Source organism: Herbaspirillum sp. GCM10030257 (assembly GCF_042666555.1).
Lineage (GTDB): Bacteria > Pseudomonadota > Gammaproteobacteria > Burkholderiales > Burkholderiaceae_D > Noviherbaspirillum.
Genome location: NZ_JBHTDH010000002.1, coordinates 327596 through 347038 on the forward strand (window position 1 = coordinate 327596; position 19443 = coordinate 347038).

General features: G+C 56.6%; 21 protein-coding genes. 18 read left to right on the top strand and 3 right to left on the bottom strand.

The annotated features are described in order from the left end of the window. The first annotated feature begins 14 nt into the window (after positions 1–14). From ACFQUU_RS04040 to motD, 13 genes are all read left to right on the top strand, one after another. Complete coding sequence (locus ACFQUU_RS04040; protein WP_382242999.1) at positions 15–908, top strand: CheR family methyltransferase; 894 nt, start codon at positions 15–17, stop codon at positions 906–908. Next, complete coding sequence (gene cheD, locus ACFQUU_RS04045; protein ID WP_382243002.1) at positions 905–1516, top strand: chemoreceptor glutamine deamidase CheD; 612 nt, start codon at positions 905–907, stop codon at positions 1514–1516. Before ACFQUU_RS04040 ends, cheD begins: the two co-directional genes overlap by 4 nt. A 27-nt stretch (positions 1517–1543) precedes the next feature. Continuing rightward, on the top strand, positions 1544–2620 hold the full coding sequence (locus ACFQUU_RS04050; RefSeq protein WP_382243005.1) for a chemotaxis response regulator protein-glutamate methylesterase: 1077 nt from the start codon (positions 1544–1546) through the stop codon (positions 2618–2620). A 184-nt stretch (positions 2621–2804) separates the two neighbouring features. Continuing rightward, positions 2805–3194 carry a chemotaxis response regulator CheY gene (gene cheY, locus ACFQUU_RS04055; RefSeq protein WP_382243008.1) on the top strand — a complete coding sequence of 130 codons (390 nt, stop codon included), beginning with the start codon at positions 2805–2807 and terminating at the stop codon, positions 3192–3194. Between the two features lies 1 nt (position 3195). Beyond that, on the top strand, positions 3196–3876 hold the full coding sequence (gene cheZ / locus ACFQUU_RS04060) for a protein phosphatase CheZ (protein ID WP_382243011.1): 681 nt from the start codon (positions 3196–3198) through the stop codon (positions 3874–3876). A gap of 59 nt (positions 3877–3935) precedes the next feature. Beyond that, complete coding sequence (locus tag ACFQUU_RS04065) at positions 3936–5153, top strand: EAL and HDOD domain-containing protein (protein ID WP_382243014.1); 1218 nt, start codon at positions 3936–3938, stop codon at positions 5151–5153. 573 nt (positions 5154–5726) lie between these two features. Next, entirely contained in the window at positions 5727–6899 is a 1173-nt protein-coding gene (flhB, locus tag ACFQUU_RS04070; RefSeq protein WP_382243017.1) for a flagellar biosynthesis protein FlhB, read from the top strand. Continuing rightward, positions 6896–8992, top strand: coding sequence for a flagellar biosynthesis protein FlhA (gene flhA / locus ACFQUU_RS04075; RefSeq protein ID WP_382243019.1), 2097 nt, complete (start codon positions 6896–6898; stop codon positions 8990–8992). The genes flhB and flhA overlap by 4 nt, the downstream gene beginning before the upstream one ends. After that, complete coding sequence (gene flhF, locus ACFQUU_RS04080; protein ID WP_382243022.1) at positions 8989–10572, top strand: flagellar biosynthesis protein FlhF; 1584 nt, start codon at positions 8989–8991, stop codon at positions 10570–10572. The genes flhA and flhF overlap by 4 nt, the downstream gene beginning before the upstream one ends. Then, a complete protein-coding gene (locus tag ACFQUU_RS04085; RefSeq protein ID WP_382243025.1) occupies positions 10565–11410 on the top strand; it encodes a MinD/ParA family protein in 846 nt (281 codons plus the stop codon). The genes flhF and ACFQUU_RS04085 overlap by 8 nt, the downstream gene beginning before the upstream one ends. 161 nt (positions 11411–11571) lie before the next feature. Beyond that, positions 11572–12300, top strand: coding sequence for an RNA polymerase sigma factor FliA (locus tag ACFQUU_RS04090; RefSeq protein WP_382243028.1), 729 nt, complete (start codon positions 11572–11574; stop codon positions 12298–12300). Beyond that, the gene (locus tag ACFQUU_RS04095; RefSeq protein ID WP_382243030.1) at positions 12282–13019 is read left to right on the top strand and encodes a flagellar motor protein; all 738 of its coding nucleotides are present in this window, start codon (positions 12282–12284) and stop codon (positions 13017–13019) included. Before ACFQUU_RS04090 ends, ACFQUU_RS04095 begins: the two co-directional genes overlap by 19 nt. An 11-nt stretch (positions 13020–13030) precedes the next feature. Beyond that, entirely contained in the window at positions 13031–13801 is a 771-nt protein-coding gene (gene motD, locus ACFQUU_RS04100; protein WP_382243033.1) for a flagellar motor protein MotD, read from the top strand. 95 nt (positions 13802–13896) lie between these two features. Here the strand turns inward: motD and ACFQUU_RS04105 are convergent, their stop codons facing one another. The 3 genes from ACFQUU_RS04105 to flgA all read right to left on the bottom strand — a co-directional run bounded on the left by ACFQUU_RS04105 (position 13897) and on the right by flgA (position 15476). After that, positions 13897–14361: a flagella synthesis protein FlgN gene (locus ACFQUU_RS04105; RefSeq protein WP_382243036.1), complete on the bottom strand. Its 465-nt coding sequence runs from the start codon at positions 14359–14361 to the stop codon at positions 13897–13899. Positions 14362–14373: 12 nt separating this feature from the next. Further along, entirely contained in the window at positions 14374–14673 is a 300-nt protein-coding gene (gene flgM / locus ACFQUU_RS04110) for a flagellar biosynthesis anti-sigma factor FlgM (RefSeq protein ID WP_382243039.1), read from the bottom strand. Positions 14674–14801: 128 nt separating this feature from the next. Then, positions 14802–15476 (bottom strand): flagellar basal body P-ring formation chaperone FlgA, encoded by a 675-nt coding sequence (gene flgA / locus ACFQUU_RS04115; RefSeq protein WP_382243042.1) that lies wholly within the window; start codon positions 15474–15476, stop codon positions 14802–14804. Between the two features lie 251 nt (positions 15477–15727). On the opposite strand from flgA, the gene flgB reads away from it, so the two are divergent. The 5 genes from flgB (at position 15728) to flgF (ending at position 19377) form a co-directional block, all read left to right on the top strand. After that, on the top strand, positions 15728–16165 hold the full coding sequence (gene flgB / locus ACFQUU_RS04120; RefSeq protein ID WP_382243045.1) for a flagellar basal body rod protein FlgB: 438 nt from the start codon (positions 15728–15730) through the stop codon (positions 16163–16165). Between the two features lie 2 nt (positions 16166–16167). After that, on the top strand, positions 16168–16578 hold the full coding sequence (gene flgC / locus ACFQUU_RS04125) for a flagellar basal body rod protein FlgC (RefSeq protein ID WP_382243048.1): 411 nt from the start codon (positions 16168–16170) through the stop codon (positions 16576–16578). A gap of 14 nt (positions 16579–16592) precedes the next feature. Further along, positions 16593–17270: a flagellar hook assembly protein FlgD gene (flgD, locus tag ACFQUU_RS04130; RefSeq protein ID WP_382243051.1), complete on the top strand. Its 678-nt coding sequence runs from the start codon at positions 16593–16595 to the stop codon at positions 17268–17270. A gap of 30 nt (positions 17271–17300) precedes the next feature. After that, positions 17301–18557 carry a flagellar hook protein FlgE gene (gene flgE / locus ACFQUU_RS04135; RefSeq protein WP_382243054.1) on the top strand — a complete coding sequence of 419 codons (1257 nt, stop codon included), beginning with the start codon at positions 17301–17303 and terminating at the stop codon, positions 18555–18557. 79 nt (positions 18558–18636) lie between these two features. Next, entirely contained in the window at positions 18637–19377 is a 741-nt protein-coding gene (gene flgF, locus ACFQUU_RS04140) for a flagellar basal-body rod protein FlgF (RefSeq protein WP_382243057.1), read from the top strand. Positions 19378–19443: the final 66 nt, after the last annotated feature.

Here is a 19443-nt window from a genome sequence, read left to right on the forward strand (position 1 = left end):
CGGAATGGCTTGAGATGACTTTGGTGCGACAAATCAGACCGGATGCCTCAAAGGAATTCGAGTTTACGGTGCGTGATTTTGACAGGGTGCGTGCGTTGATACATCGACGCGCAGGGATTGCGCTTGCGGAGAGCAAGCAAGAGATGGTGTACAGTCGTCTTGCTCGCCGACTGCGCGCAACCGGCATCCGCTCTTTCCAGACGTATCTGGACCGCCTGGAAAGTCGGCCCGATGATGACGAGTGGGAAGCATTTACCAATGCGCTGACCACGAACCTCACTTCGTTTTTTCGCGAAGAACATCACTTCCCGATTCTGGCCGAGCATGTGCGCAAAGCCAAGGAACCCGTCACGGTATGGTGCTCCGCCAGTTCCACCGGCGAGGAACCGTATTCGATAGCAATGACGCTATGCGAAGCACTGGGCACAGCGGCAACCCAATCGCATGTAATCGCGACCGACATCGACACCAATGTGCTGAATGCGGCTTCTGCGGGAACTTATACGATGGACCGGCTGGACAAGATGAATCCTGAACGGGCGAGGCGCTTTTTCCTGAAAGGCAAAGGCGAGCATACAGGGTTGGTACGAGTCCGTCCCGAATTGCGCCAGATGGTCACTTTCAAGCAATTGAATCTGCTGTCCGATGATTGGCCGGTGAGCGGGCAGTTCGACGCGATTTTCTGCCGCAACGTGATGATCTACTTCGACAAGCCGACGCAGGGAAAAATACTTTCCCGATTTGCGCCGTTGATGAAGCCGGACGCCTTGCTGTTCGCCGGCCATTCGGAAAACTTCTTATATGTCTCGGATGCCTTCAAGCTCCGGGGTAAGACCGTGTACGAACTTGATCCAGCGAAGCAGGCGCATCGCATGCAACGGCCGGCCGGAGTGACAAACAAGCCATGAATCTCGGAATCGAAGAACATTTCGCAACCAACGTCTACTACGATCGCACCTTCGATTGCGACGCAGCTAAGATTTTGCCCGGCGAGTATTACTACACATGCAAGGACATGATGATCGTGACTGTGCTCGGGTCCTGCGTATCGGCTTGCATACGTGACCGCGTCACAGGCATAGGTGGCATGAACCATTTCATGCTGCCCCATGGGGGGGGAGAAAGCGATAGCCCAGTATCGGCATCCATGCGGTACGGAACCTATGCGATGGAAGTGCTGATCAATGAGCTGCTCAAGGCGGGCGCGCGACGTGAGAACCTGGAGGCCAAAGTCTTTGGCGGCGGCAATGTATTGCGCGGTTTTGTTGCCATCAATGTTGGCGAGCGAAATGCATTGTTCGTGCGCGAATATCTGCGCGCTGAAAATATCCGCGTGGTTGCCGAAGACCTTAACGACATCCATCCCCGCAAGGTGTATTTCTTCCCACGCTCCGGCAAGGTGCTGGTGAAAAAACTCAAGCAACTGAATAACAACACGCTGGTAAACCGCGAGCAGGATTACGCGAGTCGCCTGCAGGCCACACCTGTGGCTGGCGATATCGAACTGTTTACTTGAATCGTTTTTGCTTCGAATAGACTTACCATGAAAACAAAAGTATTGATCGTTGACGATTCTGCGCTGATCCGCAGCGTCATGAATGAAATCATACGCAGGCAGCCGGATATGGAGGTGGTGGGCGTTGCGCCGGATCCCATCGTTGCGCGTGAACTCATCAAGCAAACCAATCCCGACGTATTGACGCTGGACGTGGAAATGCCCCGCATGGACGGGCTGGATTTTCTTGAAAAGCTGATGCGTCTGCGGCCGATGCCGGTGGTGATGGTGTCTTCGCTTACCGAACGCGGCTCTGAAATCACCTTGCGTGCACTGGAGCTCGGCGCCGTCGATTTTGTGACCAAACCCAAGCTCTCGATCCAGAGCGGCATGCTTGAGTATGCCGAACTCATCACGGACAAGATCAGAGCGGCGGCAACAGTTCGGGTAAAGGCTCGTACCGTCAATCAGTCGGATCCGAATCGCATGCCGGGCGAAAGCCTGCCTTTGGTCCGCAACCCGCTTACCAGTAGCGAAAAACTTATTGTGATCGGTGCGTCGACGGGCGGAACGGAGGCCATCAAGGAATTTCTTGTTCAGATGCCTTCCGACTGCCCTGGATTGTTGATCACCCAACACATGCCGGAAGGTTTCACCCGATCATTTGCCAAGCGGCTGGACAGCCTGTGCAAGATCACGGTGCGCGAAGCCGAAGGCGGAGAGCGGGTACTTCCAGGGCACGCCTATATTGCGCCCGGCCATTCTCATTTGCAGCTCGTGCGTAGCGGTGCAAACTATATGACCCAGCTGGATGGGGGACCTCCGGTGAATCGGCATCGGCCGTCGGTTGATGTACTGTTTGAATCGGTGGCTCGTTGTGCCGGAAAGAACGCTATCGGTGTCATCCTGACCGGCATGGGCAAGGATGGTGCGCTCGGCATGCTTGCAATGAAAAACGCGGGAGCCTACAACTTTGCGCAGGATGAAGCATCCAGCGTCGTTTTCGGCATGCCCCGTGAAGCGATTTCAGTCGGCGCAACACACGAGGTCGGGCCGCTGACGGCGCTTCCCGGCATGGCCCTGCATTATCTCGCTGTCAACAGCAGCCGTGCACTGCGCGTGTGACCAAGCTCTGTAAGGATTGAAACGGAGTTCGTACCTCGTTTCAATGTCGCTTTTGCGGCGTCGGCGGCAGTGACGGCATGCTTTAGGCACAAATTGATTTGTGGAACGATTATACTTAGCCTTCGATTCCGCGAAATCCGAAACGATCCGGTTGTAATATTTAACAGAATTTATGGAGTGATTCATGGCGAATCCAGATACAAAATTCCTCGTGGTTGACGACTTTTCGACGATGCGTCGTATCGTGCGCAATCTGCTGAAGGAATTGGGCTACTCGAATGTCGATGAAGCGGAAGATGGTGCCATGGCGCTTTCCAAACTGCGGACCGAACAGTTCGATTTTGTCATTTCGGACTGGAACATGCCAGTCATGGACGGACTGACGATGCTCCAAAACATTCGTGCTGATGCGGCATTGTCCAAGCTTCCCGTTCTCATGGTCACGGCGGAAGCGAAAAAGGAAAATATTATCGCCGCGGCGCAAGCAGGTGCGAATGGATATGTCGTAAAACCGTTTACGGCCGCCACTCTCGACGAGAAGTTGTCGAAGATATTCGAAAAAATCGGAGCCTAATTTGGATAATAGGGCTGTCACGCAGGTGGCCGGGGAAATCGATCTGACGGGTACTTCATCGGAGGCCGAGCGGGGCGTGCAGGATGAACTGCTGGCGCGCGTAGGCCAGATGACCCGGGTGCTGCACGAAAACCTGCGTGCCCTGGAGCTGGACAAAGCCCTCGAAAAAGCCGCGCACGACATCCCGGATGCGCGTGACAGGCTTGATTACGTAGCGAAGATGACAGAGCAGGCAGCGCAGCGCGTGTTGACCTCGACGGAAGCAGCGACACCTCTACAGGAAAGTATCGAGGCCGGCGCGGTGAATATGGCGCAGCAATGGCAGTCATTGCTGCAGCAGCCATTTTCGGAACACGATTTTCGCGCCATGGCTAACCAGACTATCAGCTATCTCGATTCTGCCCGCGCCAATGCCGGTGCCACCCGGCAGGAACTTCTCAATATCATGATGGCGCAGGATTTTCAGGATCTGACCGGTCAGGTCATTAAACGAATCACGGAGTTGGCGCAAGGAATTGAGCGACAGCTGATTCTCCTGCTTGTCGATTATGCACCTCCGGATGTGCGGCGCGACGTTGGATCGGGGCTGATGAACGGCCCACAGATCAATGCTGCGGCGCGCACGGACGTTGTGTCAAACCAGGCGCAGGTCGACGACCTTCTCGACAGCCTTGGCTTTTAACGGCTTGCTTCAGCAGCGTTGATCCGGCCGGCGCAACTTTGAAATATTGATCTTAAATCATGCAACTACAGAATTTTATCGTCCGGGAACCGCTACTCAACATGCAGGAGAGGGTAGTCGGTTATGAGCTTCGCTGGCAGCACGCGGACGCCACGGGCGCGACACCTGATGTGTTGCATGCCAGGCAGTTGCTTCAGTTCGTCGCAGCACAGCTTGCCGAGAAGGCGACTGACGCTGCTATCGGAGACTACCGGCTGTTCCTTCAAATTCCTGCGGCCTTGCTGAAGACAGACTTGCCGGTCGGGCTGCCGAGCACGGGGGTAGTGTTTGCATTGTCGCAGGACGAGGTGCTCGATGACGAAGTCATCGATGCGATGAAGCAGCTTCATGCGCAGGGCTACGGCTTTTCTTTCAGAAGCAGCGACTTGTCCGCATTTGACAAGTCGCTGCTTCCGCTTCTCTCCTATATCGAGGTTTCCAATATCCTCGGCGATTTCGAGGCGCAGATCGAGGTGCTACATGGATTCAATGTGCCCTCATCGGTTCGGATCATTGCACGCGACATCACGTCGTGGGAACAGTTCGAGCGGTGCACCTTGGCGAATCATTACGCCTTTGCCGGAAACCTCCATCTTTTGCCAAGGCCGGGCGTGCTCAACAGGGAGTTAAACCCGGCGCAAACCATGATCCTGCAATTGATGGAAATGGTCCGGAATGGCGAGGATGTCCCAAAACTGGAAGGGATTCTGAAACGGGATGCGGCGCTTTCCTACAAGTTGCTTCGATATATTAATTCGGCAGGGTTTGGGCTTGGCTGCGAAGTCCAGTCGTTAAGGCATGCAGTGACGCTTCTTGGCTATTCTCCGCTCTACCGCTGGCTTGGCGTGCTGCTGGCAGCGGCCACCACGACCGGCTATTCTCCGGTCCTGATGCAGGCAGCGGTGATTCGCGGACGCTTCGCAGAGTTACTCGGCAATTCGTTTTTGCCTAAACATGATGCCGAAAATCTCTTCGTTACCGGCATGTTTTCTCTGCTTGATCGCTTGCTTGGGATGCCGATGGACAAAGTACTCGAAAAGATTCAGTTATCCGACGCGGTGTCGCAGGCCTTGCTCTCGCGCGAGGGAATTTACGGGCCTTTCCTGGCCTTGGCTGAGGCTTGTGAGCTGGATTACTCTCGTATCGAGCCGATGGCGACTTCTCTATGCATCGGTGCCAACCAGGTGAATGAGGCACATCTGGCAGCCATGTCGTGGGCGCAGGCACTTAAGTTATAACTTGAGTTCTGCCGCAGACGCGAGCAGGCCCGAGTGCCATTGCACGCGCCTCATGCTTGCCTTCGCCTGCCGGTTTGCATTCGGCGCAACGAAACTGATAGCCGATCCAGCCTCTAACTGCGAGGACGGCATTTTGCCGATCCCATAAAGACCTGATCCGGAAGACCTGATCCGGATGCAGAATCAGCTTGCTTCTCCGCGGTAATGCCCGTCCATTCCCTCGGTCCTGCTTTCCCCCGAGGCGGCAATCAGGTCGATTTGCTGTCTAGAGCAGCTTCACCCTGGCTGTACCGCCGATCCCGGACGCTTTGCCCGCGGCACGGCGTTGCGCGGGGCCGCTGAGGCCTCTTTGCCATGGCTCTTCATGTCGTGTCGCCGCACCTTGTTCCGCGAGCAAATTGCCTCGGCCTCGACTGGCAAGTCAGGGCGAAACTGCTCTAAGCTTCCGCGAAAAGCGGGACCTTTCCATTCCTGTTCTCGTGATCGTCGCTCCCTATGGGGGACGATAATCGCACTCATTGGTCGTTAGAGCGTCAATTCAGTTGCTCTAGCGGTCTATCACAGGAGTCGGCAATGGCCGAAGGCAGCGATCAAGAGAAAACAGAATCAGCGTCACCCAGACGACTTGAACAGGCGCGGGAAGAAGGCGACATTCCTCGCTCGAGGGAATTGGTTACCTGCGCGGTCCTGCTTGCTGCAGGTGCCGGATTCTGGATCACAGGCGATGGCCTGGTACTGGGGATCAATCAGCTGCTCACAGCCGGAATGTCCTTCGACCGGAACGAAATTTTTGATTTCAACCTTCTGCTCATACGCCTCGGCGTTGACCTAGTCAAGGTGCTCATTGCATTTATACCTCTTGCTGCGCTACTGTTTATCGTGGCGCTCGCATCGCCAATGCTGATCGGCGGCCTGCTTTTCAGCGGGAAGGCGCTGATGCCCAATTTCGGGCGGCTTAACCCCCTGAAAGGGATAGGCAATATGTTCTCGGCGCGTTCCGGGGTAGAGCTCATCAAAGCAATTTTGAAGACCGTTCTGGTCGGTGTGGTCGCTTGGATGGTCGTTATCAGCGACATTGAATCGATGCTTGCATTGGGCGTTCAGCCAGTGAAATCGGGCAGCGCTCAGTTGGCGAGCCTCCTTTTATCGGGATTTATGGCGATTGTCTGTAGCCTGATTGTCATTGCTTTGATCGATGCACCATATCAGATCTGGTCCTACGCCAATAAGTTAAAGATGACACGTGAGGAAGTCCGTCAGGAATCCAAGGAGTCGGACGGCGACCCCCATGTCAAGGGACGTATTCGTCAGTTGCAACGCGAAATGGCGAAGCGCAGGATGATGTCGGAGGTGCCGACGGCCGACGTGGTCGTCACCAACCCGACACACTACGCGGTGGCGCTCAAATATGCCGACGGGAAGATGCGCGCTCCCAAAGTGGTCGCGAAGGGGGCCGATGCTGTCGCCGCAAAGATTCGTGAGCTGGCAAAAGAAAACAATGTGCCTTTGCTGGAAGCACCTCCGTTGGCACGTGCGCTGTATACCCACACCGATCTTGGAGATGAGATTCCCGAAGGACTTTACACGGCGGTAGCCGAAGTGCTTGCATATGTATTCCAGCTGCGCACTTACGCTAAGCATGGCGGTTTGCGTCCGGCAATTCCGGATCAACTTGAGATTCCGGCGGATCTGGATCCTCTCAACCCTGCTTCGAAATCATCCTCCGGTAAAGGATTGTCGCAATGAATGGCCTGCGATTGCCAGCCTGGCTTAGTGGCACAGTAACCAAAGGTTTGGCGGCGCCGATCCTGATCATCATGATGCTGGCCATGATGGTGTTGCCATTGCCGGCATTCGTGCTTGATATCTTCTTCAGCTTTAACATTGCGCTGTCGATCATCATTCTGCTAACCAGCCTTTATACGGTAAAGCCGCTTGACTTTATGGCTTTCCCCGCGGTTCTCCTGGTCAGCACGATGCTGCGTCTGTCGCTGAATGTTGCGTCCACCCGCGTAGTACTGACCGAAGGACACACTGGTCCGGATGCCGCCGGCAAGGTGGTCGAGGCGTTCGGCCACTTTCTTATTGGCGGCAACTACACTGTCGGTATCGTCGTATTCGTAATCCTGACGATCATCAACTTCATGGTGGTCACTAAAGGCGCAGGGCGTATCGCCGAGGTGGGCGCGCGTTTTGCTCTGGATGCGATGCCAGGCAAGCAGATGGCGATCGACGCGGATTTGAACGCAGGCATGATCGGTGAGCCGGAGGCCCGCCGTCGTCGTACAGAGGTCGCGCAGGAAGCCGAATTCTATGGCGCGATGGACGGTGCCAGCAAATACGTGCGTGGCGACGCGGTTGCCGGCATTCTCGTCACGATCATCAACATCGTGGGCGGCTTGGTGGTGGGGATGGTGCAGCACAATCTCGCTTTCGAGATGGCGATGAAAAACTACACGCTGCTGGCGATCGGCGACGGCTTGGTCGCGCAGATTCCCTCGCTGATTATTTCTCTTGCCGCTGGTGTGATCGTGTCGCGCGTCGGCGGAGAGCAGGATGTAGGTGGCCAGATGGTCGGCCAGCTTTTCGCCAAGCCGCAGGTGCTCAATGTGACTGCGGGAATTATTGGCGGTATGGGGCTGATTCCCGGCATGCCGCATTTCGCGTTCCTCCTGTTGGCCGCAGCCTTGGCCGGCGGAGCCCATATGCTCAGTCAACGTGAAAAGAAAGCGCAGGCTTCGGAAATCGCGCCCGAGGCAGCGGCAGCTGCGGCAACGGCACCGCCGGAGGTTGAAGAAGCGACTTGGCAGGATATTGTCCCGGTCGATACGCTTGGGCTGGAGGTGGGCTACCGCTTGATTCCACAGGTAGACAAGACGCAGGGCGGTGAGCTGCTGCGACGGATCAAGGGAATTCGCAAGAAGTTTGCCCAGGATGTCGGTTTCCTCGCACCGCCGGTGCACATCCGGGATAACCTTGAACTGAAACCCTCGGCGTACCGGATTACCTTGAAGGGCGTGGAGGTTGGCGGTGGCGATGCCTTTATTGGCCAATTCCTTGCGATTAATCCCGGCATGGTAACGGGCGCGCTTCCGGGTCCCGTTACAAGCGATCCGGCGTTCGGCCTTCCCGCGACATGGATCGACGGCGCCCTGCGTGATCAGGCGCAGGCGATGGGATATACCGTGGTTGATGCGAGCACCGTCATCGCCACCCATCTCAATCATGTAATCACGAGCCATGCGGCCGAATTGCTTGGCAGGCAGGAAGTGCAGCAGCTGCTTGATCATCTGGCCAAGGAGTCGCCGAAGCTCGTAGAGGATCTGGTACCCAAGATGATTACACTTTCCGCATTGCAGAAAGTGTTGCAGAACCTTCTCACCGAGGGTGTACACATCCGCGATATGAGAACCGTTATCGAGACACTGGCAGAGTATGCGGGCCAGGTCCAGGATCCCAACGAATTAACCGCAGTGGTCCGGGTTGCACTGGGACGCGCGATTGTTCAACAGATTTTCCCGAATAGCAACGAACTTTCCGTAATGACTCTCGATACACGCCTGGAGCGCCTCCTGATGCAAGCCTTGCAGGCGAGCGGGCCAGAAGGGGCGGGTGTCGAGCCGGGACTTGCCGATACGCTGATGGCCCAGGCCGAGCAGGCCTCCCGTCAGCAAGAACAGTTGGGCCTAGTGCCCGTATTGCTCGTTCCGGGGCCGTTACGCCCCATGCTCGCGCGCTTCCTGCGTCGCACCATCCCGCAGCTCAAGGTCTTGTCGCATGCGGAAATTCCTGATTCCAAAACCATTAGAGTTACCAGCTTAGTTGGAGCCCAAGCATGAACGTCAAAAAATTCCTTGCAAGCACTTCACGCGACGCATGGCGCCTTGTACGCGAGGCGCTCGGCCCCGATGCTGTCATTCTGTCCAATCGTGTGGTGAATGGGCAGGTCGAAATCCTGGCCGTCGCGGCAGATGACATGGACTCGCTCACAGATTCATTGGCCAAGGGGGATACCCACAATACGCCCGCGCCGAGAGCCAAGGCAGCTACTCCGGCATTTCAGCTGGCATCGGCGGGCTCCTCCGTGCCAGCTGCGCCAGCCGCAGCGGCGGCACCCGCGGCCCCGGCGAAGCTGACTCCACCTGCGAGGCCTGCAGCGTTGGCAGCCTCGGCTACAACACAGGAGACAGCGGCGGCTCCCGCTGCACGGGCGACACCCGTAACTCCGTTGCCATCGTCATCGGAGGCGGCCACTACGACAACAAAATCGCGAGGCGGGCTGCCCGCCGGCACCTCCATGGGCTCGAGCGGCGCCCGTGTCTGGCATCGGCCCGAAAGAGCAGTGGCGCCTCCGGCTGAAAGTCCTTCCGTGCCAGCCAGGACAACAGGCAAAGCCCCGACGGAAACCAAGGAAGTGCCGGTGATCGATATTGCGGCAGCAATGAATGAAATCCGCGCCGAGCTGATGGGTGAAATTCGTTCGATGCGCGGTCATATGGAAGAACAGCTGACCCAGATCGCCTGGAGCACGCCTCAACATGGCACGCCCGTAAAAACGCACGTGCTTCGCGAGATGCTGGCAGCAGGCTTTAGTGCAAGCCTTTCACGTTATCTGGCCGAAAAAGTGCCTGCGACAGAAAAAACCGACACTGTCATGAAATGGATAAGGACGGTACTTGGCCGCAACCTTTCCGTGTTGGGTAACGAGAGCCAGATACTGGACAATGGCGGCATATTCGCACTCGTGGGACCGACCGGCGTTGGCAAGACAACGACAACCGCCAAGCTCGCCGCACGCTGCGTCATGCGTCACGGTGCCGGTAAGCTCGCGTTGATCACGACTGACGGCTATCGTATCGGCGCCTATGAGCAACTTCGCATCTACGGCAAGATCCTTGGCGTGATGGTGCATTCGGTGAAGGATGAAACCGACCTCCGTATCGCACTGGAAGAACTGAAAGGCAAGCATACGATCCTGATCGACACGGTCGGCATGAGCCAGCGCGACAAGATGGTGGCCGAACAGATCGCAATGCTGTCTGGCGTCGGCACCAAGGTAAATCGTCTTCTCTGCGTTTCCGCCACGTCGAATGCCGAAACGCTCAATGAGGTAGTGCGTTCCTATCTCGGTGGAGGTCTGGCCGGGTGCATCATGACCAAGCTGGACGAAGCGGCGACGATCGGCGGACTGATCGATGTCGTCATCCGCAGCAAGCTGGATCTGTACTACGTGGCCAACGGCCAGCGTGTTCCCGAAGATCTGCACATAGCGAATCAGCACTATCTGATCGATCGTGCCTTCAAGCTCAAACGTGAAACAGAGCCATTCCAGTTTCAGCCCGCAGAATTGCCGTCCGTGATGGCCAACGCTACACGTGGCATGAACGATAAGGGCCTGAAAGAGGTCAACGTTGGTTAGTTTTAATTCTGACCAGGCCGAAGGCCTGCGGCGCATCCTTGGCGGTCCGAAGCAGCGTATCCTGACCTTTCTGTCTGCGACGCCTCCGGACGAAAAGGGCGCCATGCTCGTCAATCTTGCCGCCTCGCTGAAGCAGAGCGGACGCGATGTCCTGCTGGTAGACGCCTGTTGCAGCGCAACGGGAATTGCGGCCGGGCTGGATGCCGGCGCGATGGATCTGCTGCGGGCGTCACGTCACGAATGCACGATTGACGATGCCATTCACCAGATGCCGCAGGGATTTGGCATCACGGCGATGATGCCCGCGGGGTCCGGGTTCCCGGCCGCGGATTCGCACGAGATGCAGGGCTTGAGCGATGCCTTCGATCAGTTGGTGACGCGTGCCGATATTATCGTGGTCGATACGGAACTTCGAGCCGATGACTCGTTTCCTATTTCTTCCCTGGCGGACAGTGAGATCGTGGTGCAGGTCTCGACCAGCCCGGATTCCATTACCTCGGCATACACGCTGATTAAGCGCGTCAACAGCCAGTTGGGGAAAAGACCTTTTAGTGTCTTGGTGACCGGGGCGAGCGAGAAAGAGGCGCAAGTGGTGTACAAAAATATGGCGCAGGCGGCGAGTCGGTATTTATCGGTCAAGCTGAATTCGCTTGGCTCCGTGCCTGCGGATGAGCACCTTACACGTGCCTCCCGTCTGGGACGTGCTGTGGTCGACGCCTTTCCCCTGGCCGGTGCTTCGGTCGCCTTCAGGCGGCTGGCCGCGCGCTTTGCACCATCGGAGGGGCCGCCACCGGAATTTCAAGGGATCTCGCCGAATGGCGCCAAATTTGGAATGTAGCAAGGGCATTCGGTCATGTTGTCGGAGGAGGACATGTTGCATGCATCGAAGTAATTTGCCTAAAAGGGACGTCGTCCGCACGACGGGTCCATACGGCGTTTTGCGGGTAAATGGCGTTGCCCCGGAACGCGCAATAAAAAATGATGCATACAGGCTCTCAAATGTATACGGTTAGTGGAAAAGTCGACAAGAACGATATTCTTGCGCAGCATGTGCCACTGGTAAAACGGCTGGCCCATCACATGAAGGCAAAACTGCCGCCCAGCGTGGAGGTGGACGATCTCATACAGGCTGGCATGATGGGTTTGCTCGACGCGGTGAACCGGTATGAAGAAACTCACGGAGCACAGTTCGAGACCTACGCGGTGCAGCGTATTCGCGGAGCGATGCTCGACGAGTTGCGAGGTAGCGACTGGCTGCCGCGCGGGATCCGCCAGAACATGCGCAAGATCGAGACGGCGGTCAGCACCCTGCAGCAGCGACTCGGACGTCCACCCAATGAGACGGAAATCGCTACGGAACTCAAAGTGTCAGTGCTTGAATATCAAAGTATGCTGGCAGATGGCGGCGGCCACCAGTTGATCTACTATGAAGACTTCCATGACGAAGGAAAAGAAAATTTTATCGACCGCTATTGCGTTGACGAATCAGGCGACCCGCTCAACAGTCTGCTTGATGATGCGTTCCGACAGGCGCTGATAAAGTCGATAGAAGCACTTCCGGAGCGCGAAAAGCTCATGATGAGCCTTTATTATGAGCAGGAGCTGAATTTGAAGGAAATTGGTGCGGTGATGGGTGTCTCCGAGTCCCGGGTCTGCCAGTTGCATAGTCAGGCAATTGCCCGTTTAAGAACAAAACTGCGGAGCGACACATGGACTGGACCAGCTTAGCCGGAGTAGGGCTCGCGATTGCGAGCATCATTGTCGGCAGGCTGCTGGAGGGCGGACATATTCTGTCGCTGGTGCAGCCGGCCGCATTCGTGATTGTGGTCGTCGGCACGATGGGCGCGGTTCTCCTGCAAAGCGGCATGCCCGCTTTTATACGCGGAGTGAAGATGGCGCGGTGGGTTTTTTCCCCGCCTGCGGACAATGTGAACGGAATGATCCTGCAGTTGACCGGCTGGAGTGCCCTGGCGCGGCGCGAAGGCTTGTTGAGCCTGGAGCAGTACGTTCACACGGTGCGCGATCCATTCGTGGCAAAAGCGTTGCGCCTTGCGGTCGACGGTATAGACACTGAAAAGATCCGCACCATTCTCGATATTGAAATCTCTTCCTACGAAAGGCGCGAGCGCCAGGCTTTGAAAATATGGGAAGCCGCCGGCGGGTATGCACCGACGATCGGCATTCTGGGGGCGGTCCTTGGCCTGATTCATGTAATGGAAAACCTGGCCGAACCGAGCAGGCTGGGCAATGGCATCGCGGTTGCCTTTGTCGCCACGGTATATGGCGTCGGACTGGCCAATCTGGTGTTTCTTCCCATCGCAAACAAGCTCAAAATGATCGTCACCAATGAAGTGGCGCGACGCGAGATGCTGGCTGACGTTCTCTTGAGCATCGCCAATGGCGATAATCCCCGCGTGGTCCAAGAGCGCCTCGCAGCCTACGCGTAGAAGCCGCAACGATGGCCCGGAAAAAATACGAAGACGACGATAAGGACAATCACGAACGCTGGCTTGTTTCGTATGCCGATTTCATCACATTGCTGTTCGGATTCTTTGTGGTGATGTACGCGCTGTCGTCGGTCAATGAAGGCAAGTATCGCGTATTGTCCAATTCCTTGCTCAATGCATTCCGAATCTCTCCGGCTGTCAACGGCACCGAACAGATTCCGCACCCGGTTCTACCGAAGCCCGGCCCATTGCAGCCACGTACAAGCGCCATGCTCCGGCGCGAGAGGGAGCAACTGACACGCATTGCAGGCGATATACATACCGTGCTGGCGCCGCTTGTGGCTCAGGGAAAAGTGCGCGTGACACAAACCGATCATGGCATCACGGTCGAAATCAATGCAAGCGTACTCTTCGAGCCGGGCGATGCAAAGCTCGCGAGGGGAACCAGCGAGGCACTCAGGGCAGTAGCGGCCGTGCTGAAAAACGATCACCATGCGATACGTGTGGAAGGGCATACCGACAGCGTTCCCATCAACAATGCATCGTTTCCATCCAACTGGGAATTATCCGCTGTGCGGGCGAGCAGTGTAGTCAGGCTTTTTGTTGACAGCGGTATTACGGAAAGCCGGATGATGGCGGTCGGAAGAGGCTCGACTCAGCCGGTGGCGAGCAATGAAACAGCGGAGGGACGCTTGCGAAACCGGCGAGTTGCCGTATTGATTCTTTCCAGTCTGCCCGAGGAAGTTACCGAAGTGCCGCTGAGTACTTCAAGCGTAAAGTAACGCGGACGCCCTTGATCTTGATTCAGCATTCCGCTGAGTGCTTGCAGCGCAGGCCGTCGCAGTGGAAGTGTTGAATTGGCCTGATTTAGCTTGGCTTAGCCGATCACCAGACGGCGCCCGCCAATTTTTGTGGCTGTCTGACCATTCGGCCCGTAGACGTTTCCGCCTTGAGCATTGCCTTGCAATACGTTGAGCGCACTCTGGTTGCAGGCAATCTGTTGTGCAATCAACAGTCCATTGGTGCGATTTAGTTCTTTCCCTGCTTGCGCAAGCGAAAGCAGTTCGGTCCAGGTGCTACGATCATTGTCGGTAGCATCCGGACTGTTCATCCACGCCGTGATGCCCGACTCCGAGTTTTCATATCCCACAGTGCGCAACACCATGCTCCGGTGCCGCGCAAGTTCCGTCATCTGGGTCGCCACGCTGGCTTTTTCGGCAGTCAGTTTCGACATCCCTTCGACGTCGGCCTTGATCAGACAGGCTTCTTCCTGCTTGAGGAGTTGCAGCAAGCGCTGTGCAGCTTCGAGCTCTTTACCAAGGGTATCGGCAGGGATGGCCATGACTACGTGTCCTTATTGTTGGCGCGTCGAAATAATGTCGCGCACGCTGTCGATGAGGCCGTCTGCGATACGCTCAGGGTTGACCTGAAACTCGCCGTTCGCGATCGCGGCCTTGATCTTATTCACTTTGTCGGCGTCAAACACGCCAGCGCTTGTATCCTGCCTGGCCAGCGCTTGGGCCTTTGGAGAGAGCGTAACGCTATCGGACGGCGCTTTCTCGGTCGTGGACGTTTCGGACGCTTTACCGGGCCGCGATGGGGTACCGGCAACGCCTATACCTGCGGCTTTCTTGAATGAGTCATCAATTTTCACGGCATTTTCCTCGTTTCAAATGGGGCAAAGTGCCACCGTCTGGCTATCTATCGGCAGAATTATCGCAAACTTTAATGTCCGAGAAATAAACTTGCGCAAATAAATCAGAGATATTTATTGCAAAAAAATCAATGCGCGATTTCCACGATGCCACCCATTTTCGCCACGCCGCTAACGACGTTTCCGCCCGGCGTGCGGACTCTCGCCATCTGGCCGTCACCGGCATTATTTAGCGCCTGCCCTTCACTTGATACCTGAAATCCCGGTCCGTTTGTTATCAGGCGCACCGTCTGGCCTTGCTGCACGGCCTGCTCGATACGCAGATTATCCTGGCGCAGAGGGGCTCCCAGCGGCAATGAAGTGGCCAGCGTACGGCCGACGACTTGTGCCGGATCGGAAATGATCCCCGGTGGAAGCTTGGTCAGATCGCCCTTTAACTTCCTGATGTCGTTCGATTCCACGCGCTGTCCCTGCGAAAGCGGTACAGCCGACGCGATATACTCACCCTCGACCCGTACCGTTGCAGAAATGTAAATGGTCCATGGCGAAGGCGCCGTGCAGCGCACACCTACCGTGGTTCGTCCCCACGCTTTGCTGCCAGCGGGAAGGAATGCCTGCGGTGCGACACATGCGGGTAAATTCAGCCGCCGGTCGATCGCACCTACTGTAATACTCACCTTCCCCGGCAATCCGCTGGCCTGGAGGCTCAGATAGGACTCCACAGTCTGGTGCAGGACAGCATGATCCTGAGGCGGCGTGCGTTCCTGTGCGTGAGCAGCGGCGCACAGCAATAGTGCCAACACGGCAGTGGGGACTCTTGGAAAAGGTGACATCTCGGGTAAGGGACTTGACTCAAGGTGCATCTTACCGGCTCGGGTCTGGTGCAAAGGGAAGAACAGGCCGGATTTTTGTTGTCTTATCGAAAGATTGCGTTGCCCGGGCTATCCGTATGATCGACGCTATACAAATCCCGTGTCGGCTTGGTCTTTGGTGACGCGCCGCGCGGTTTTTTGAAGTCGTTATGAATGAAAGCCGATAAACCCTGGAGGTGGCGATGATCGGAAAACTGGACCAGACCCTGCGTTTTCAAGAGACAGTGCTGTCATTGCGTGCGCAGCGGCAGCAACTGCTTGCCTCGAATATCGCCAATGCGGACACCCCCAATTACAAGGCGCGCGATGTCGATTTTAGCAAAGCGCTCCAGGGAGCGTTGTCGCGCTCCGGATCGGTGGACGGGAGGCAGGCAAGCCCTGCCGGGCGAGGCAATCTGCTTATGACTTCCGGTGCTCATCTTCCTGTCACAGGCAAGCCAACTATCGGCGGGCTGGAGCCTCAGTACCGGACCAGCGCGCAGGGGAGCGTCGATGGCAATACCGTTGATATGGATGTCGAGCGCAATCAGTTCACCGAGAACGCCTTGCGATACGAAGCAAGCGTGACCTTCGTTTCGCATCAGATCAAAGGCCTGTTGACCGCCATTCAAGGACAATAATCATGTCGTTATTTAATATCTTCAATGTCGCCGGTTCGGCAATGAGTGCTCAAAGCCAGCGCCTGAACGTTGTCTCCAGCAATATTGCCAATGCCGACAGTGCCACAAGCGCCGACGGAAAGACATACCGTGCAAAGCAAGTGGTATTTGCCGCGGTGCCGGTCGGAGCGGCAGGCGCGACCGCGTCCGGTGTCAAAGTCCAGCAAGTGGTGGAGGACACTTCTCCACTCAAGATGGTGCATGACCCAAAACATCCCCAGGCCGATGAAAACGGTTATGTCGCGATGCCTAATGTGAGTGTGGTGGAGGAGATGGTGAATATGATTTCCGCGTCGCGTTCCTATCAGACGAACGTGGAAACCATGAACGCGGCCAAGACCATGCTGCTCAAGACCCTGACAATCGGTCAGTAACCGGAGGCTAACGAATGGCGACCACCGTACAAGACACCGGCATGTCGACCGCAGTGCTCGATGCAATGAATCCCAAGAAGAGCGCGGCCGGCAAGTCAACCGTGGAAGAAACGCAGGACCGCTTCATGAAGCTGCTGGTAACGCAAATGCGCAACCAGGATCCAATGAACCCATTGGACAACGCGCAGGTCACCAGTCAGTTTGCGCAGTTGTCAACGGTGACCGGCATCGACAAACTGAACGATACACTGGCATCGATGATGAGCAATTATCAGTCGGGGCAGGCATTGCAGGCGGCGAATATGATCGGCCATGGCGTCCTGGTCCCCGGCTCCAGAATTGAAGTCGTCAAGGGCGCGGGCCTGATGGGGATAGAGTTAAAGGACCCGGCCGACAAGGTGACAGTGACGATTCGCGATTCCGCAGGTCTGGAAATCCGCAAGCTTGAGCTCGGTGAGCAGAAGGCGGGAACAACGCCGATCGCCTGGGATGGGAAAAGTGAAAACGGCACACCTGTCGCCGATGGAAATTACAGCTTCCAGATAACCGCCACCCGCAACGACGCTCCAGTGACTGCGACGGCGTTGCAGTTCGGCGTCGTCGATTCGGTTTCAACCAACGCCCAAGGCGTCAAGCTTAACGTCGGCGACCTCGTCGGCGTCAATCTGGCGGACGTCCGGCAAATTCTTTGATCCAAGTGCAAGACACCAAGGGAGAATGATATGGCTTTTCAACAAGGTTTGAGTGGTTTGAACTCGGCATCAAAGACCATGGAGACCATCGGCAACAACGTTGCCAACGCTGGTACCGTCGGTTTCAAGAAGTCGCAGGCGCAGTTCGCGGATGTGTATGCAAGTTCCCTGGTGGGTAGCGGCGCATCGCCAATCGGCATCGGTACGAAACTCGCGCGCGTTTCGCAGCAGTTTTCGCAAGCGAATATTTCCGGGACAAACAACCCGCTTGATATCGCGATCAACGGAGACGGCTTTTTCCGGATGAGCAATGGCGGCGCCATCAGCTATACACGGAATGGCCAGTTTCAGCTCAACAAGGAAGGCCGCATTGAAAACGCGAGCGGTGCCGTGCTGACCGGCTATCCGGTCGTCAACGGCCAGATCTCCAATGGCGCACCGGCACCGCTGACGATCACCAATACCGCACTCGCCCCGCAGTCAACGGATGAGTACGACGTCAACCTGAATCTCGATTCCGGCAAGCCGATTATTGCGGCTGCGACCACGCCATTCGATCACTCCGATCCGGCGACCTACAGTAATCAGACCTCCGTCGGCGTGTACGACAGCCTGGGCAATTCGCATGTGCTGTCGACTTTCTACGTCAACAGGGGACCTGCGGCTCCCGGCGACGGCAATACCTGGGACGTGTATGCAACTTGTGATGGCGTACCCATTGGTTATGTTCCACCGGCCGCGGCGGTTCCACTGACCAGTATCGAGTTCAGCACAGGCGGCGTGCCGGTGACGGCGATTGCACCTGTGACGGCGAATCTTACTCTGACCAACGGTGCCACATCGCCGCAGGCAGTGTCGGTTAACTTCTCGGGAACAACGCAGTACGCGCTGGAGTTCGGTGTGCGCGATCAGACCCAGAATGGTTATACCGCAGGCAATCTGGTTTCCTTCAATCTGTCCCCCGATGGCAAAATCGTCGGCAGCTATACCAACGGCCAGACCAACGTGCTGGGCCAGGTCGCACTGTCGAGCTTTGCAAATCCGAACGGACTGAATGCAGTGGGCGACAACGCCTGGGTTGAAACGGCAATCTCCGGAGCGCCCCTGGTCAGCACGCCCGGCAATAGCGGCCTGGGCGTGGTCCAGTCTTCGGCGGTGGAAGAGTCGAATGTCGATCTGACGGCAGAGCTGGTGTCCATGATCACTGCGCAGCGTATCTATCAAGCCAACGCGCAGACGATCAAGACCGAAGACCAGATCATGCAGACATTGGTGAATCTGAGGTAAGTCGCTAACGCATGACCATATCTGATTGCGGTCCCCGGCTATCGATTTCAGCCGGGTGCCCGATCGTAGGGGAAACAAGATGGACCGTCTGATTTATACCGCCATGACTGGCGCAAAGCACATCATGGAGCAGCAGGCCACGGTGTCGAACAATCTCGCGAATGCGACCACCAACGGTTTTCGTGCGCAGCTCGATTCGTTTCGCGCCGTGCCCGTCATCGCTGAAGGCCTGCCGACGCGTACGTTTGTTGTTGACGCGACCGTCGGCTCGGATTTTCGGACCGGACCAATTCAACAAACGGGACGTGCACTGGACGTGGCAGTGCAGGGCGACGGATGGATCGCAGTAGAACGCGCCGACGGGTCTGAAGCCTACACCCGTCAGGGCAGTTTCAAGCTGAGTGAAAACGGACTGCTCCAGACCCAGAGCGGCTTGAATGTAATGGGTGACGGCGGCCCGATTACGATTCCGCCTGATGTGATCGTTACTGTGGCGAAGGACGGAACGATCTCATCCGTCCCTGCGGATGCCGGACCGGGCGTCAGTACCGTGATCGGCCGCATCAAGCTTGTCAATCCGGCCGAGGCATCCATGGTGCGCGGTGATGATGGCTTGTTCAGTGTCAAAGACGGAGAAGTGGCCGACGCCGACGCCAACGTGACACTCCTGGGCGGGGCGCTGGAAGGCAGCAATGTCAATGTGGTCGATTCGATGGTCAGCATGATCAGCTTGGCACGACAGTTCGAGCTGCACATGAACATGATGAAAAACGCAGAGAACAACGCCGCTAAAGCAGACCAGTTTCTCGCTTTGAGCTGATAACCCGGGCGTCACAATCGTGCTAGCGGGAATATTGAAACGCTTTCCGACGCCATCGCATATGCA

What these genes read in the sequence shown, in the direction of transcription:
- flhA (WP_382243019.1), top strand. Translation starts at nt 6,896, where the DNA reads ATGAATGGCCTGCGATTGCCAGCCTGGCTTAGTGGCACAGTAACCAAA.
- ACFQUU_RS04090 (WP_382243028.1), top strand. Translation starts at nt 11,572, where the DNA reads ATGTATACGGTTAGTGGAAAAGTCGACAAGAACGATATTCTTGCGCAG.
- ACFQUU_RS04050 (WP_382243005.1), top strand. Translation starts at nt 1,544, where the DNA reads ATGAAAACAAAAGTATTGATCGTTGACGATTCTGCGCTGATCCGCAGC.
- flgB (WP_382243045.1), top strand. Translation starts at nt 15,728, where the DNA reads ATGATCGGAAAACTGGACCAGACCCTGCGTTTTCAAGAGACAGTGCTG.
- motD (WP_382243033.1), top strand. Translation starts at nt 13,031, where the DNA reads ATGGCCCGGAAAAAATACGAAGACGACGATAAGGACAATCACGAACGC.
- flgE (WP_382243054.1), top strand. Translation starts at nt 17,301, where the DNA reads ATGGCTTTTCAACAAGGTTTGAGTGGTTTGAACTCGGCATCAAAGACC.
- cheY (WP_382243008.1), top strand. Translation starts at nt 2,805, where the DNA reads ATGGCGAATCCAGATACAAAATTCCTCGTGGTTGACGACTTTTCGACG.
- flgF (WP_382243057.1), top strand. Translation starts at nt 18,637, where the DNA reads ATGGACCGTCTGATTTATACCGCCATGACTGGCGCAAAGCACATCATG.
- flhB (WP_382243017.1), top strand. Translation starts at nt 5,727, where the DNA reads ATGGCCGAAGGCAGCGATCAAGAGAAAACAGAATCAGCGTCACCCAGA.
- ACFQUU_RS04095 (WP_382243030.1), top strand. Translation starts at nt 12,282, where the DNA reads ATGGACTGGACCAGCTTAGCCGGAGTAGGGCTCGCGATTGCGAGCATC.
- flgD (WP_382243051.1), top strand. Translation starts at nt 16,593, where the DNA reads ATGGCGACCACCGTACAAGACACCGGCATGTCGACCGCAGTGCTCGAT.
- cheD (WP_382243002.1), top strand. Translation starts at nt 905, where the DNA reads ATGAATCTCGGAATCGAAGAACATTTCGCAACCAACGTCTACTACGAT.
- flhF (WP_382243022.1), top strand. Translation starts at nt 8,989, where the DNA reads ATGAACGTCAAAAAATTCCTTGCAAGCACTTCACGCGACGCATGGCGC.
- ACFQUU_RS04065 (WP_382243014.1), top strand. Translation starts at nt 3,936, where the DNA reads ATGCAACTACAGAATTTTATCGTCCGGGAACCGCTACTCAACATGCAG.
- flgC (WP_382243048.1), top strand. Translation starts at nt 16,168, where the DNA reads ATGTCGTTATTTAATATCTTCAATGTCGCCGGTTCGGCAATGAGTGCT.
- ACFQUU_RS04040 (WP_382242999.1), top strand. Translation starts at nt 15, where the DNA reads ATGACTTTGGTGCGACAAATCAGACCGGATGCCTCAAAGGAATTCGAG.
- ACFQUU_RS04105 (WP_382243036.1), bottom strand. Translation starts at nt 14,361, where the DNA reads ATGGCCATCCCTGCCGATACCCTTGGTAAAGAGCTCGAAGCTGCACAG.